The sequence below is a fragment of the Bartonella tribocorum CIP 105476 genome (genome assembly GCF_000196435.1).
GTDB classification, from domain to species: Bacteria; Pseudomonadota; Alphaproteobacteria; order Rhizobiales; family Rhizobiaceae; genus Bartonella; species Bartonella tribocorum.
On the sequence record NC_010161.1, the window covers coordinates 2,591,276 to 2,607,262 of the forward strand.

The window sequence follows — 15,987 nt, forward strand, 5'->3', positions numbered from 1 at the left end:
ATGAAGAAAAATGTTCTCATCATTGGTGCTGGAGGTGTTGCACAAGTTGTTGCACACAAATGTGCTCAAAACAACGATATTTTTGGTGAAATTCATATTGCTTCACGAACACTCAAAAAATGTGAAGCCATCATTGCTTCCATTAAAGAAAAAAACTCCATGAAAGAACAGGGGGTTTTCGAAAGCCATTCACTCAACGCCATGAATGTAGAAGAAACTGTAAAGCTCATCCAAAAAATCAAATGCGAAATTGTCATTAATGTTGGTTCTGCCTTTCTTAATATGTCTGTTCTTTCAGCTTGTATCAAAACCAAATGCGCTTATATCGATACCGCCATCCACGAAGATCCTCTTAAAATTTGTGAGACTCCTCCTTGGTATGGCAATTATGAATGGCCACGGCGCCAAGAATGTGAACAAGCGGGTATCACTGCTATTTTGGGGGCGGGTTTTGATCCTGGTGTCGTTAATGCTTACGCAGCATTAGCCCATAAGTGTTATTTTGATAAAATCACAGACATCGATATTATTGATATTAACGCCGGAAATCATGGGCGTTGGTTTGCTACAAATTTTGATCCAGAAATTAACTTCCGTGAATTTACAGGACAAGTATGGTCATGGCAAAATAAAAAATGGACTTCCAATAAAATGTTTGAAGTCAGCCATGAATGGGATCTTCCTGTTGTTGGAAAACAAAAAGCCTATATGACAGGACATGATGAAATCCATTCTCTTTCAAAAAATCTTGATGTCCAAAATATCCGCTTCTGGATGGGATTTAGTGATCGTTATATCACTGTTTTTACCGTTTTAAAAAATCTTGGTCTCTTATCCGAACAACCCATTAAAACAGCAGAAGGACAAGAAGTCGTCCCTTTAAAAGTTGTAAAAGCTGTCTTACCTGATCCTTCCTCTCTCGCTCCAGAATACACAGGAAAAACCTGTATTGGGGATCTTATTAAAGGCGAAAAAGATGGAAACCCGAGAGAAATTTTTATCTATAATGTAGCCGATCATAAACAAGCTTTTCATGAAACCGGAGCACAAGGCATTTCTTATACAGCTGGTGTACCAGCAGCCGCAACTGCCCTTCTCATTGCCACAGGCGAATGGGATGTTAAAACGATGGTCAACGTAGAAGAATTACCACCCCACCCTTTCCTCAAATATCTTGATCATATGGGGCTTTCCACCTTTATAAGAGAACAAGAAGAGGATAAAAAATTACAATTTTAAATTTATCCCTATTAGGTTTGATCTTTTAAATTATCACAAAACTGTCAAATGAAAACAAACTTAATATTCTTATGAAATTATGTTTTTCCGAAAAATTTAGCTATCGGTTATATTTTGGCAACATTGGGATTTCTTAAAAACCTTAAAGGAAATCGAGATCACTTTTTAAGACACAGCAAACAATGATCAAGAAGAACAGAGAGGCAAAAATTGTTTTAGTCATACTGTATGACTTGCTATTGTCATCAAAAAGAGAGTGTCTAAACAAAAGATATAAAAATACCGCTCTTTTAAAAAAAGAGCGGTATTTTTAAAATATTTGATCGCTTCTTCATTTTTAAGGACAAAGATCTTCAATCCGTAGCAATCATTACACAATCCTATTTCTTTAAGAAAATTCCCCTTGGCTTCTCTTCTCATGGAATTCAAGCTATATATAACATATTGATTTATAATGATAAATTATTGTTTCTATAAACAATAGTCTGTAAATAATAGAGCTTCTTATCGACGCCTTTAGCTTGGCTCTCCACTTCATTGAACTCTATAAGCAAATTTTTCTCTGAATATACAAAAAACTGTAAGCATAGCTTACTTTTTTGCACATTAAATGAGAGACCCAAATACTATAGGATTCTCTCACTTCAAATTTGTTTATATTGAATTAATCAAAATCATTGCTTTTACATGTCACAAGCAGAAAGAGTCCGTATGAATAAAAGGTCACAGCAAAAAAAATACCTCTTATAAAAGCTCTCAAATAACCAAAAAGTGTATAAAAGGCTAATAAATATAACTTATGGTGCCGAATTATATCTTTTATTAAGTATAAAGATGATGGTGTATAATGGGTTTATATACTTCACAAAGAATTTTACAGTTATATTATTCACGAACACGCTATCGCGAAATAGGCTTGAGATTTTTGAGAGGTGTTTCCTTAAAACAAAGTACGCGAATAAGCTGAGAATCCTATCTTGAATATTTTATAACAGTATAAAAATACCTCATACGTAAAAATTTCCATAGACTCAATACGACTAAGCTCCCACCGCTCTAAACAAGTGTACACAACAAGATAATCAATCAAAACTGCAAAACTAAGATCTAAAACAACAATTATTGAAAAGCACACAACAAATTAAGTGGAATACCTCTATTAGTTTTATTCTTTCCAAAATGTTGTTGTATGCTTCACAAATATTGACTGCCCCTTGTGTTTTTTAAACTATACTTTTTAAAAGCTTTTTAAATATGAAGCGGTTTAGCAAATGTTGCCAAAGCTGCTTCACGCACCGCTTCTGATAAGGTAGGATGCGCATGACAACAGCGACCTAGATCTTCTGATGAACCACCAAACTCCATTAAAACTGCAATTTCGTGGATCATTTCACCAGCACCGAATCCAAGAATATGCCCCCCCAAAACCCGATCTGTTTTTTTATCAGAAAGGATTTTAACAAATCCATCACTCTTTTGCATCGCACGTGCCCGCCCATTAGCCATAAAAGGAAATTTACCAACATTATATTCAATACCGGCCGCTTTCAGTTCTTCTTCTGTCTTTCCTACACTTGCAATTTCTGGCTGTGTATAAACAACACTAGGAATAACATTGAAATTAACATGTCCTTTTTGACCTGCCAAAATTTCTGCCACAGCAACGCCTTCTTCCTCTGCTTTATGCGCTAACATTGGCCCTTTTACGACATCACCAATCGCATAAATTCCTGGAACATTCGTCTGCCAATGAGCATCAATTGCAATAAAGCCGCGTTCATCTACCTGAACACCAGCCTCACTCAAGCCAAGTCCTTGCGTATAAGGAGAACGCCCAGTCGCAATAAGCACAACATCAGCCTCTAAGGTTTCAGATTCACCGCCTTTGACAGATTCAAAACTCACCTGAGCTTTTGAATCAGATTTTGTAATAGCGGTTACCTTTGCACCCGTTTTATATTCAATCCCCTGTTTTTCCATTAATTTCTGAAATTGACGTGAAACTTCACCATCCATTGAGCCCAACACTTTATTAAGATACTCAACAATGGTCACTTTAGCCCCTAAACGGCTCCAAACTGACCCAAGTTCAGAACCAATAACACCAGCACCAACCACAATCATATGTGCCGGTACTCTTTCAAGTGAAAGGGCTCCCGTAGAAGAAACAATAGTCTTTTCATCAATTTCAACATTCACCCCTGGAATGCCTGAACTTTCTGAACCCGTAGCAATAATAATATTTTTTGTTTCAATTGTTTGTTTATGACCATCTCTGGCAACAACTTCCACGTGACCCGCACTCAAAATTTTGGCTGTCCCCAAAAAAGTATCAACTTTATTTTTTTTCATCAAAAAAGAAACGCCACTGGTATTGGCTGTCACCACAGCTTTCTTATGAACCATCATTTGTTCAAGATTAAGCTTAGATTTGCCAATAGAAATACCAAGCGTTTCAAAACCATGCTGGGTTTCAGCAAACACTTCTGAAGCGTGTAACAACGCTTTAGAAGGTATACAACCAACATTGAGACATGTTCCCCCTAATGTTGTACGCTTTTCAATAATCGCTACTTTAAGCCCTAGTTGCGCCGCCTTTATTGCTGCTACATAACCACCTGGACCCGCTCCGATCACAGCCACATCATAAGACATCCGTTTCTCCTTTCATCCTGAAAACTGTATTTTACAAATCAAGAACAAGGCGTTCCGGATCTTCTAAGCTTTCCTTAACACGCACAAGGAAAGTTACAGCTTCTTGCCCATCCACAATACGGTGATCATAAGAAAGCGCTAAATACATCATGGGGCGGATGACCACTTGGCCCTCAACAACCATTGCTCGCTCTTTAATCGCATGCATTCCCAAAATACCAGATTGTGGTGCATTCAAAATCGGTGTCGACATCAACGACCCATACACACCACCATTGGTAATAGTAAAAGTTCCGCCTTGCATATCAGAAACGGCTAATTTTCCATCACGCGCAAGACGTCCCAAACGGCCAATCTCCTTTTCAATCTCTGCCAATGACATTTGATCTGCATCACGCACCACAGGAACAACAAGCCCTTTATCGGTTCCAACAGCAATTCCGACATTGACATAGTTTTTGTAAACAATATCTGTTCCATCAATTTCGGCATTAACAGCAGGAAGTTCTTTTAATGCATGACAAACAGCTTTGGTAAAAAATCCCATAAAACCCAGTTTAACACCATGTTTCTTTTCAAAAAGATCCTTATAACGCTTGCGCAAATCCATCACCGCTGACATATCAACCTCATTAAATGTGGTTAACATTGCTGCTACATTTTGCGCATCTTTAAGACGGCGCGCAATTGTTTGACGCAATTTCGTCATACGAACCCGCTCTTCACGTGTTTCTGAAACAGGAGTTACAGAAGAGCTCATTACAGAGGAAGAAGGTGTAGGAGTATTTATCCTTTGTTCTAGTCCACCAAGAACATCTCCTTTAAGAATTTGTCCACGTTTTCCAGAACCTGCAATATCACTTTTCGCAACATTATTTTCAGCCATCAATTTTGCTGCTGAGGGTGAAGGAGGCATAGTACTGCTCGAAGCAAGCTTCTCCGATTCAGATGAAGCCGCTGGAACAGGTGTAGCAGAAGGTGAAAAGGACTGAGAAACACCCGCTTCGCCAGCTTCCACCGCTCCTAAAAGAGCATTGACTTCAACCGTATCGCCTTCTTTTGCAATGATTTCAGATAATTTCCCCGCAACAGGAGAAGGAACTTCAACCGTTACTTTATCAGTTTCTAATTCAACCAAAGGCTCATCCATAGCGACAGCTTCGCCAAGTTTTTTAAACCATTTGCCAACCGTTGCTTCGGTGACCGATTCGCCCAAAGTAGGAACACGGATTTCAGTAGTCATAATATTTTTCCATACATCAGAGTAGTAATAAATTAAGAACCTAACGCGTCTTTAAGAAACGCAGCCAGTTGTTCAAGGTGTTTCACCATTAACCCAGAGGCCGGTGATGCACTCGCAGGGCGCCCTGCATAACGAGCACGTGAATATTGCGCATTAATATGTGTCAAAACCCATTCCAAATAAGGCTCAATAAATGACCAAGCCCCCATGTTTTTTGGTTCCTCTTGACACCAAAAAACCTCTGCCTGCAAAAAGCGCGATAACACATTCACCAAAACTTTTGCAGGGAAAGGATACAGCTGTTCAACACGAAGGAGATAAACATCATCGATACCCTTTTTTTCACGTTCTTCATAAAGGTCGTAATAAACCTTACCCGTACAAAGAACGACACGGCGAATTTTATTATCTTTTTGCAACTTAACGACAGAATCTTTGAGACATTCTGCATCATCAAGCAACACACGATGGAAACTTGTTTCTGGTCCCATTTCGCTGAGAAGAGAAACAGCCCGCTTATGACGCAAAAGTGATTTAGGTGTCATCAAAATCAAAGGCTTACGGAAATCACGCTTAATTTGTCGACGCAAAATATGAAAATAATTTGCAGGGGTTGTACAATTAGCAACCTGCATATTATCTTCTGCACAAAGCTGAAGAAACCGCTCTAGCCGTGCAGAGGAATGTTCCGGTCCTTGCCCTTCAAAACCATGAGGCAATAAACACACAAGACCAGACATACGGAGCCATTTACGCTCTGCAGATGAAATAAATTGATCAAAGATGACCTGTGCACCATTAGAAAAGTCACCAAATTGTGCTTCCCAAAGTGTTAATCCTCGTGGTTCAGCAAGAGAATATCCATATTCAAAACCAAGAACAGCTTCTTCAGAAAGCATAGAATTAACAACTTCATAAAGTGCTTGTCCCTTTTGTAAATGATTCAAAGGAATATAACGCGCTTCATTTTCTTGGTCATAAAGAACTGAATGACGTTGTGAAAACGTTCCCCGTTCAACATCTTCACCAGAAAGACGAACCGGCGCTCCTTCTAAACAAAGTGAACCAAAAGCGAGAGCTTCAGCGGTTGCCCAGTCAACACCCTCACCCGTTTCAAAAATTTTAGCACGATTATTTAAAAAACGCTGTATCGTTTTATGAACATTAAAATTTGCTGGAACTTCGACAAGTTTCTGACCAATTTCCTTTAAAGTTTTTAATTCAACACCCGTTGTTCTGGAATGTTGCTCATCAGTATTACTAAAAGCTTTAATGCCGGTCCAGCTTCCATCAAGCCAATCAGCCTTATTAGGTTTATAAGAAGCACTTGCTTCCAATTCATCTTCAAGTTTATCGCGCCACAACTTTTTTTGTTGCTCAATCTCTTCTGAAGAAACTATTCCTTCTGCTATCAATTGATCACTATAAATCTGAAGTGTTGTTTTATGATTACGAATTGCTTTATACATAAGCGGTTGCGTAAAGGAAGGTTCATCGCCTTCATTATGTCCATAACGGCGATAACAAAACATATCAATGACCACCGGTTTATGGAAAATTTGACGAAACTCCATTGCTATCTTTGCAACAAAAACAACAGCTTCAGGATCATCACCATTCACATGGAAAATGGGAGCATCAATCATTTTTGCAACATCAGACGGATAAGGCGAAGAACGTGAAAAACGTGGTGCTGTTGTAAAACCAATCTGATTGTTGATAATAACATGAAGTGAGCCAGCAACACGATAACCTTTAAGACCTGAAAGACCAAAAGTTTCTTGGATAACGCCTTGTCCTGCAAAAGCAGCATCACCATGAATAAGCAATGGTAACACTTTTGAGCGCTCACTTAATGGGAGTGAATCTGTGTGCGTGGGTCCCACAAGTTGATCTTGTTTAGCACGTGCTTTTCCCATAACAACCGGATCAACAATCTCGAGATGCGAGGGATTAGCCAAAAGTGATAAATGAACTTTATTCCCATCAAAGTCCAAATCTGCAGTCGTTCCTAAATGATATTTAACATCACCTGATCCCTCTACATCATCTGGCTTATAAGACCCCCCTTTGAATTCATGAAAAATAGCTCTATGCGGCTTGGCGAGAACTTGTGAAAGAACATTTAAACGACCACGATGGGCCATTCCTAAAATAACTCCCCGCACCCCTAAAGTACTACCACATTTAATAATTTGTTCAAGAGCAGGAATCAGCGCTTCACCACCATCAAGTCCAAAACGTTTTGTACCTTTATATTTAGTATCTAAAAACTGTTCGAATCCCTCTGCCTGAATAAGCTTATTTAGGATAGCTTTCTTGTCTTGCTGAGTGAAAGCAATTTTTTTATCTCGCCCTTCGATACGCTCTTGGAGCCATGCTTTCTGGATTGGATCAGAAACATGCATATATTCCACACCAATTGTTGAACAATAGGTACGATTGAGAATTTCAAGCATTTGCGGAATAGTTGCATATTCCAATCCTAAAACATTATCAATAAAAATAGGACGCTCATAATCAGCAGGAGTAAAACCGTAAGCTTCTGGAGAAAGCTCTTTATAATCATCCAACTTTTCCGCCAATTGAAGAGGGTCAAGCTTTGCACGAAGATGCCCCCGTGCTCGAAATGCACGAATCATCATAATGGCATGAACAGAATCACGCGTTGCGCGGATAATATCTTGTTCACTGGACGTTTTTCCCTTTTGTGTCACCCCTGTTGCTGCTTTTTCCTTTAATTTATCACCAAGATATTTTTCAAGAGAAGACCAATCACCATCAAGAGCAGAAACCAACTCACCATCTGGCTTTAATGGCCAATGATCACGCTGCCATGTTGCTCCTTCAGCATTTTTGAGAACATCTTCTTTGTTATCATGAAGGCCTTCAAAAAAAGCACGCCACTGTGAATCAACACTGGTAGGATCTTTTTCATACTGAGCATAAAGTTGATCTATATAATCCGCATTCCCACCATAAAGAAATGACGTCTGTGCAAAAAGACTATTTATCTCGTCCTGCCTTGCCATATACCTCTCCGGAACATCTATTCCGTCTCCTTATATCTCTTTTCAACCTTTCAATGCTTACAAAGCAGATGAAGGGTCGAACATTCAGAAAAGTTTTACCTTTTTATACTCAAGTTTTTTTCACCTGAATTAAGAAAGTATTCTTATTCAGATGAAATTCTTTAGCCATTCAAAACTGACATCAAAGTCTTACCTATCTGTGATGGCGAAGGAGACACACGAATCCCTGCTGATTCCATTGCTGCAATTTTATCTTCTGCTCCACCTTTACCACCAGAAATAACAGCACCAGCATGCCCCATTGTACGACCTGGAGGAGCCGTACGACCAGCAATAAAGCCAACAACTGGCTTTTTACGCCCTTTTCTTGCTTCATCTTGCAAAAACTGTGCTGCTTCTTCTTCAGCAGATCCACCAATCTCACCAATCATAACAATAGACTGGGTTTCATCATCTGCCAAAAACATTTCCAACACATCAATAAATTCAGTCCCTTTAACAGGATCACCACCAATCCCTATAGCGGTTGTTTGTCCCAAACCTTCCTGACTCGTTTGAAAAACAGCTTCATAAGTTAAAGTTCCCGACCGTGAAACAACCCCAACAGAGCCTTTTCTAAAGATAGAACCAGGCATAATACCAATTTTACATTCGTTTGGCGTGAGAATACCAGGACAATTAGGACCAATAAGACGAGATTTTGAGTTTTCTAATCGCGCCTTTACTTTCACCATATCCATAACAGGAATACCTTCCGTAATACAGATAATTAAACGAACTTCAGCTTCAATCGCTTCTAGAATAGCTGCCGCAGCGCCTGCAGGAGGAACATAAATAACGGAAGCATCCGCGCCTGTTTTTTCTTTTGCCTCTGCAACACTAGCAAAGATAGGAAGAGTTTCACCTTTTGAACCCTCCCATGTTTCCCCACCTTTTTTAGGATTGACACCACCAACCATTTGCGTGCCATAATAAGCAAGCGCTTGTTCTGTATGAAACGTTCCTGTTTTTCCTGTAAGCCCCTGAACCAGAACTTTTGTATCCTTATTCACAAGAATTGACATCGCTTAAGCTCCCTTCACGGCTGCAACAATTTTTTGAGCAGCATCATCTAAATCATCAGCGGGAATAACATTCAAACCACTGTCATTGATAATCGCTTTACCCTGCTCAACATTCGTGCCTTCAAGACGAACAACCAAGGGAACCTTTAAACCAACTTCACGAACAGCAGCGACCACACCTTCAGCAATGACATCACAACGCATAATACCACCAAAAATGTTAACCAAAATGCCCTTAACATTTGGATCAGCCGTAATAATCTTAAAAGCAGCTGTCACCTTTTCTTTTGATGCACCACCACCAACATCCAAAAAATTTGCCGGTTCAGCTCCATAAAGCTTAATGATATCCATGGTTGCCATAGCAAGACCCGCACCATTGACCATACAACCAATTGTGCCCTCAAGAGCAACATAAGCAAGATCATGCTTTGAAGCTTCAATTTCTTTTGGATCTTCTTCTGAAAGATCGCGTAATTCTAAAATATCTGGATGACGAAACAAAGCATTATTATCAAAAGAAACTTTTGCATCAAGAACACGCAAGTGACCATCTTTCATCACAATAAGCGGATTGATTTCTAAAAGGCTCATATCTTTTTCACAAAATGCCTTATAGAGAATTGGAAAAAGCTTTTCACCATCTTCCCGTGCACTATCATGCAATTCTAATGCATCACAAAGTCTTGCACAATCAGCAGAAGTAACCCCCTCTGTCACATCAATGGGCAATGTGAAGATTTTTTCTGGTGTTTCTTCAGCAACCGTTTCAATATCCATTCCACCTTCTGTTGAAACAACAAAAGCAATCCGACCAACGCTACGATCAACCAAAAGTGAAAGATAAAGTTCGCGCTCAATATCGGCACCATCTTCAATATAAAGACGATTGACCTGTTTACCCTCTGGACCAGTTTGTTTGGTTACCAAAGTTTTTCCGAGCATTTCTTGAACATTTGCAACAACTTCTTCAACAGATTGTGCAAGCCGAACACCACCCTTTGCATCAGGACCAAGTTCTTTAAACTGCCCCTTACCACGACCACCAGCGTGTATCTGACTTTTAACCACATAGAGAGGTCCGGGCAATTTTTTTGCCCATTTTTCAGCTTGCTCGATAGAATAAACAGCAACCCCATTGGCAATGGGTGCTCCATATTCATGAAGCAGACGTTTGGCCTGATACTCATGGATATTCATGCATTTGTCCTTTTCTTTTATAGATTATTATTAATCCTAACGTTCTAATATTCTAAAATACTTTATTTTAATGAATGAAATCTTGTTCTATTTACTTGAGACTAGGCACAAGAGCAATACAAGCTTCACAAAGCTTTTTAACCGCATTTACGGAATAATCAAAAGCATCTCTTTCCTCTTTATCAAGATCAATTTCAATGACCCTTTCAACACCACCCGAACCAAGTACAACAGGAACACCAACGTAGGTATCATTAACCCCATATTCCCCTGAAAGATAGGCTGCAACAGGCACAACACGCTTAGTACCTTTTAAATAGGCTTCAGCCATAGAAACAGCAGAAGCAGCTGGTGCATAATAAGCAGAACCTGTTTTTAACAAACTAATAACTTCTGCACCACCATCACGAGTACGTTGAATAATTTGATCAATTCTTTCCTGTGTTGTCCACCCCATTTTAACAAGATCAGGCAAAGAAATACCACCAACTGTTGAATAACGCACCAAGGGCACCATTGAATCACCATGCCCCCCTAAAACAAACGCTGTCACATCTTTAACAGAGACTTTAAATTCTTCAGATAAAAAATAACGAAAACGCGCTGAATCCAGAATACCAGCCATACCAACCACTTTATGCACGGGAAGACCTGAAAATTTCTGCAATGCCCACACCATTGCATCAAGAGGATTTGTGATACAAATAACAAAAGCTGAAGGTGCATATTTTTTAATCCCAGCACCAACTTGTTCCATGACTTTTAAATTAATACCCAAAAGATCGTCACGGCTCATGCCAGGTTTCCGTGCCACCCCTGCTGTTACAATAACAACATCAGCCCCTTCAATTGCTTCATAAGCATTTGCACCTTTTAAATGAACATCAAAACCATCGATGGGAGAAGATTCAGCAATATCAAGAGCTTTACCCTGTGGCATACCTTCTGAAATATCAAATAAGACCACATCACCAAGCTCTTTAAGCCCAATAATATGTGCTAAGGTACCCCCAATCATACCTGAACCAATGAGAGCTATTTTTTTTCGTACCATTTTATTTTTTCCTAACTTTTAGATAATTCAGCGCACACTCATCAACGCCCATATACTGAATATTTTCGACTTCGACCATATTTAAACAATATCATAAAAAGGAGTAAAGAAATGAAATTTACAAATTTCTCTCCTTACAAAAACAACAACCCTCCGCAGAAACAACTAATAGAAAATTATCATGATGTATCGATAAAGTGAATTTTAAAAAAATACAACAGAATTATTACATTTCTTTAATTTCAAAGAGTTATTGTTTTTACAGTTTACGTAAAGGTAAAAGTATAATCAACGCTTCTTCTTCAAAAGAAAATGTTCTTCCCAAAACTTCAAATAATCGTAGCTTTGCATTTCAAAAAGACGTGACTGTGTTCTTTGAAATTCAAATGTTTCCGTGGTCTGAGCATGCCCCTTATACAAATCCTTAACCCCTGCTGCTGCCGACATAAACAACCGGATGTTGCGTTCATAAAGAATATCAATAAACAAAATGAACCGTTTTGTTTCATTGCGACATGTATCATCCATGATCGGTACATTATCGATAAAAATCGTATGATAACGCTCCCCTAATGCCAAATACTCAGCTGCGGCCAAAGGCTTTGTGCACAAATCTCGATAATCAAAGCGTGCACAACCCGCAGCAAAACGAGGAATAGGGATAAGGCGCCCTCTTATAGAAAGCTCATCAGATATTTCCTTATGTCCTTGCAACACAACTGCCCATGCTTGATCCATACATTCATCTGCTTTTTTCCCTAATGGTGTTACATACACAGACTGTAGATTTGATTTTTCAAGACGATAATCTGTTTTTGCATCAAGATTAACAACACGAACATAGGCTTTCAAAGTTTGAATAAAAGGCAAAAAGAGTTCACGATTCAAACCGTTATAATAAAGATTATCCGGCGCCACATTTGAAGTCGCAATAAAGAAAATTCCCTTATCAAACAAAGCAGAAATAAGGCGTCCCAACACCATGGCATCAGCAATATCTGTTACACTAAATTCATCAAAACAAAGCACCTTTGCTTCTCGTGCAAGATCTTCAGCAACAGCTAAAATAGGATTATCTTGTTTAGATTTTTCACGCCCAGATGCTTGACGATAAACATTAATACGCTCATGCACATCAGCCATAAAATCATTAAAATGAGCGCGCTTTTTATGGTTTTTAGGCAAACAAGAAAAGAACAAATCCATGAGCATGGTTTTACCCCGTCCCACTTCACCATAAATATACAATCCCTGAAAAGAACTATTTTCATCCCCTTGTTTTGCAACATGAGCAAAATTTTGTCTTTTCTTTTTAAATATTATTTTAAAAAAAGACCAAAATATCCAATACCAAGGACGAGAAGCATTTTGTTCCGAAATTTTTTTTAATAAATGATCAAAGTGCTCTGTTACAGCCAATTGAGCTGGATCAAAACGGACTTTTCCTTTAGAGACCAGTTCCTTATAGCGTGTTGAAACGAGAATCATCCAAACAACCTTTTTCCAACCGTTTTCAATGAAAAACACAAATTCTTTTCACTAATCTGCTCTTATAGCTTATTTTTTCATAAACGGTCAAAAATGATCTAACGGCTTAAAACAACAGGATGATCATCAAGTGTACGTCCCTCAAAACGATCAAGATTTGAAGAATAAAGAGCGATGATAACACGCCCAGAGTTATTATAAAAATATAATCTTTTTCCTTTAACAGCCCACGATCTCACTTGGGAAGCAATTCCTGGACAGTGTAAAGGGCCAGCACGGTACCCTTGTCCAAATTTTGTTTGTGGCGTTGCAATCCGACAAACTTTACCCCCTACAGAAAGATTCCATACCCCGGCAATGCTTGCAGGAAACAAATCATTGGCATTGCTCGGCAATTCGAGACTAGCCATTCGTCCATCACTCTGAGAATCTCCTTTCTCATACATCGAAGCGTTTGCATCTTCAGATATCGACGAAGAAGCATACGATGAATCAGTCACTTCCAATGTTGTCATTTGTTGAGATGGATAAAAAACTTCTAATGCGTTGCTACTGTCATTACTGTCAAACCGCATTGTTGAACATCCCCCTAAAAGCATTACTGTTGACATTGCAACGAAAAACGAAATTTTTGAAAACGACATATCTGTACTCTCTCCCACGACAATAAATAAACCCACAAAAAAATTAAGTGAATATTCGTTATAATTACAAAGATAAATTAACAAATTAAAAAAAACAGGATTAAAATCACCTATTTTAAATGAAAGTAAGTTATGTATCCAATTTTATATTTATTAAACACTAGAAATTTATAAGATTTTCAGTCATATATCCCTTGATAAGTAATTATTAGAAATAGAGAAATTTCATGAAAACGCCATTTAGCAAAATGGACGGTCTTGGAAATCAAATTATTGTTGCTGATATGCGTGAAAGCACACAGGCTCTTACACCACAAGCAATCCTTGCTTTATCGGCAGATCCCGAAATGCATTTTGATCAAATCATGGCTATCCGCAACCCAACAAAGAACGAAGCCGACTTCCACATCGAAATATGGAATGCTGATGGTTCAAAGGCTAAAGCTTGTGGCAATGGTACCCGCTGTGTCATTGCATGGCTCACAGACCACAATTTTGGTGAAAATTTTCGTTTAGAAGCACCCACTGGAATTATTGAAGGAAAACGGCAGGCCGACAACCTCATCTCTGTTGATATGGGATGCCCAAATTTCAATGCAAAAGAAATGCCTGTTTCACGTGAAATAGTTGATACAAATCATATAGACATTACGGCTGGTCCCCTAAAAGATGCTTGCCTCATATCTATTGGCAATCTCCATGCTATCTTTTTTGTTGAAAATGATGTTCAACATATTCCTTTAGAAAAATATGGACCAAAACTTGAACATGATCCCCTTTTTCCAGAACGATGCAATATTTCCATTGCTTGCATAACGTCAAAGAAAAGTCTAAATTTACGTACATGGGAGCGAGGAGCAGGACTAACACAAGCATGTGGGAGTGCTGCTTGTGCCGGTGCAGTGGCTGCTTATCGACGTAGTCTGACACAGCGCCATATTGATGTAAACTTACCAGGGGGAAAACTTAATATTTTTTACCGAGAAGACGATCACATTATCATGACGGGACCAATAAAATATCAATTTAGTGGTTTTTTAAACCCTTTAACAGGCTGCTATAAAAAGGATAACTCTTGATGGCAGTAGAAATTGTAACTTTTGGTTGTCGACTCAATAGCTACGAATCGGAAATCATTCGCAAAGAAAGCACTTCTTCAGGGTTAGACCAGCTTAAAGATGGTGCGATTATCTTTAACACCTGCGCTGTCACGGCCGAAGCCGTACGACAAGCAAAGCAAGCTATCCGCAAAGCGCGACGTGAGAATCCTCATGCCCGCATCATTGTAACAGGATGTGCTGCCCAAACAGAAGCACAAAATTTTGCCTCAATGACAGAAGTGGATCTCGTTTTAGGAAACGAAGATAAACTTCACGCCCATTCTTATCGTCAACTTCCTGATTTTGGTATTAACCATTCCGAAAAGGTGCGCATCAATGATATCATGGAAGTACAAAAAATTGCTCCCCATATGGTCAGTGCAATGCAAGAACGCACCCGCGCTTTTGTACAAGTGCAAAACGGATGCGATCATCGCTGTACATTTTGCATTATTCCTTATGGACGTGGACCATCTCGTTCAGTTCCCATGGGGGCTGTCATAGAGCAAATTAGAAAACTGACAGGCGAGGGGATTCAAGAAGTGGTCCTTACAGGTGTTGACCTTACAAGTTATGGTCACGATCTGCCTGGAAAAGCGACTCTAGGAAAATTAACTTCAGCCATTTTGCATCATGTCCCTGACTTAGCCCGATTACGCTTATCATCTATTGATTCCATTGAAGCAGACGAAGAACTCATCAATCTTTTAGCCTATGAAAAAAGGATCATGCCTCATTTGCATTTATCTTTGCAAGCAGGCGATAATATGATTTTAAAACGGATGAAACGCCGTCATTTACGTGAACATGCTATTCAATTTTGCCAAGAATTGCGTGCCAAACGTCCCACAATGGTTTATGGTGCCGACTTGATTGCTGGTTTTCCTACGGAAACAGAAGAAATGTTTCAAAACAGTCTTGCTTTAATCAAAGATTGTCATTTAACCCACCTTCATGTTTTCCCCTTTAGTCCAAGAGAAGGTACACCTGCCGCACGGATGCCACAAGTCAACCGTAAAATAGTTAAGATGCGTGCTGAAAGATTGCGTAAAGCAGGTGAGGAAGCTTACCAAAAACATCTTGCTCATTTACAAAACAGTCAACAAACAATTCTCGTTGAAAAAGACGAAATTGGACGAACAGAAGATTATACTCTTGTACAAATTAAAGGTGCCAAAGCAGGAACAATTGTTCAAGCCCTTATCATTAACCATGATGGCGATAAATTAATTGCTGTCCTTCCAAAATTAAACGCTGCTTGAGCCGGA

11 protein-coding genes are annotated in these 15,987 nt (G+C 39.0%); 3 read left to right on the top strand and 8 right to left on the bottom strand.

Features of this window, described 5'->3' with window-relative positions:
- Positions 1-1,239 carry a saccharopine dehydrogenase family protein gene (locus BTR_RS11780; RefSeq protein ID WP_012232613.1) on the top strand — a complete coding sequence of 413 codons (1,239 nt, stop codon included), beginning with the start codon at positions 1-3 and terminating at the stop codon, positions 1,237-1,239.
- A 1,248-nt stretch (positions 1,240-2,487) separates the two neighbouring features.
- On the opposite strand, the gene lpdA is transcribed toward BTR_RS11780, so the two are convergent.
- The 8 genes from lpdA to BTR_RS11820 all read right to left on the bottom strand — a co-directional run bounded on the left by lpdA (position 2,488) and on the right by BTR_RS11820 (position 13,619).
- A complete protein-coding gene (gene lpdA / locus BTR_RS11785) occupies positions 2,488-3,894 on the bottom strand; it encodes a dihydrolipoyl dehydrogenase (protein ID WP_012232614.1) in 1,407 nt (468 codons plus the stop codon).
- A gap of 31 nt (positions 3,895-3,925) precedes the next feature.
- Positions 3,926-5,137, bottom strand: coding sequence for a 2-oxoglutarate dehydrogenase complex dihydrolipoyllysine-residue succinyltransferase (gene odhB / locus BTR_RS11790; protein WP_012232615.1), 1,212 nt, complete (start codon positions 5,135-5,137; stop codon positions 3,926-3,928).
- Between the two features lie 32 nt (positions 5,138-5,169).
- The gene (locus tag BTR_RS11795; RefSeq protein WP_012232616.1) at positions 5,170-8,169 is read right to left on the bottom strand and encodes a 2-oxoglutarate dehydrogenase E1 component; all 3,000 of its coding nucleotides are present in this window, start codon (positions 8,167-8,169) and stop codon (positions 5,170-5,172) included.
- Between the two features lie 161 nt (positions 8,170-8,330).
- Entirely contained in the window at positions 8,331-9,233 is a 903-nt protein-coding gene (sucD, locus tag BTR_RS11800; RefSeq protein ID WP_012232617.1) for a succinate--CoA ligase subunit alpha, read from the bottom strand.
- 3 nt (positions 9,234-9,236) lie between these two features.
- Positions 9,237-10,433, bottom strand: a complete 1,197-nt coding sequence (gene sucC / locus BTR_RS11805) for an ADP-forming succinate--CoA ligase subunit beta (protein WP_012232618.1) — start codon at positions 10,431-10,433, stop codon at positions 9,237-9,239.
- A gap of 91 nt (positions 10,434-10,524) precedes the next feature.
- On the bottom strand, positions 10,525-11,487 hold the full coding sequence (gene mdh, locus BTR_RS11810) for a malate dehydrogenase (RefSeq protein WP_012232619.1): 963 nt from the start codon (positions 11,485-11,487) through the stop codon (positions 10,525-10,527).
- 288 nt (positions 11,488-11,775) lie between these two features.
- On the bottom strand, positions 11,776-12,975 hold the full coding sequence (zapE, locus tag BTR_RS11815) for a cell division protein ZapE (protein ID WP_012232620.1): 1,200 nt from the start codon (positions 12,973-12,975) through the stop codon (positions 11,776-11,778).
- Between the two features lie 98 nt (positions 12,976-13,073).
- A complete protein-coding gene (locus BTR_RS11820) occupies positions 13,074-13,619 on the bottom strand; it encodes an AprI/Inh family metalloprotease inhibitor (RefSeq protein ID WP_012232621.1) in 546 nt (181 codons plus the stop codon).
- Between the two features lie 227 nt (positions 13,620-13,846).
- On the opposite strand from BTR_RS11820, the gene dapF reads away from it, so the two are divergent.
- Together dapF and mtaB are read left to right on the top strand one after the other, a co-directional pair.
- Positions 13,847-14,698 carry a diaminopimelate epimerase gene (gene dapF / locus BTR_RS11825; RefSeq protein ID WP_012232622.1) on the top strand — a complete coding sequence of 284 codons (852 nt, stop codon included), beginning with the start codon at positions 13,847-13,849 and terminating at the stop codon, positions 14,696-14,698.
- Positions 14,698-15,981, top strand: a complete 1,284-nt coding sequence (gene mtaB / locus BTR_RS11830) for a tRNA (N(6)-L-threonylcarbamoyladenosine(37)-C(2))-methylthiotransferase MtaB (RefSeq protein ID WP_012232623.1) — start codon at positions 14,698-14,700, stop codon at positions 15,979-15,981. The genes dapF and mtaB overlap by 1 nt, the downstream gene beginning before the upstream one ends.
- Positions 15,982-15,987 lie beyond the last annotated feature (6 nt).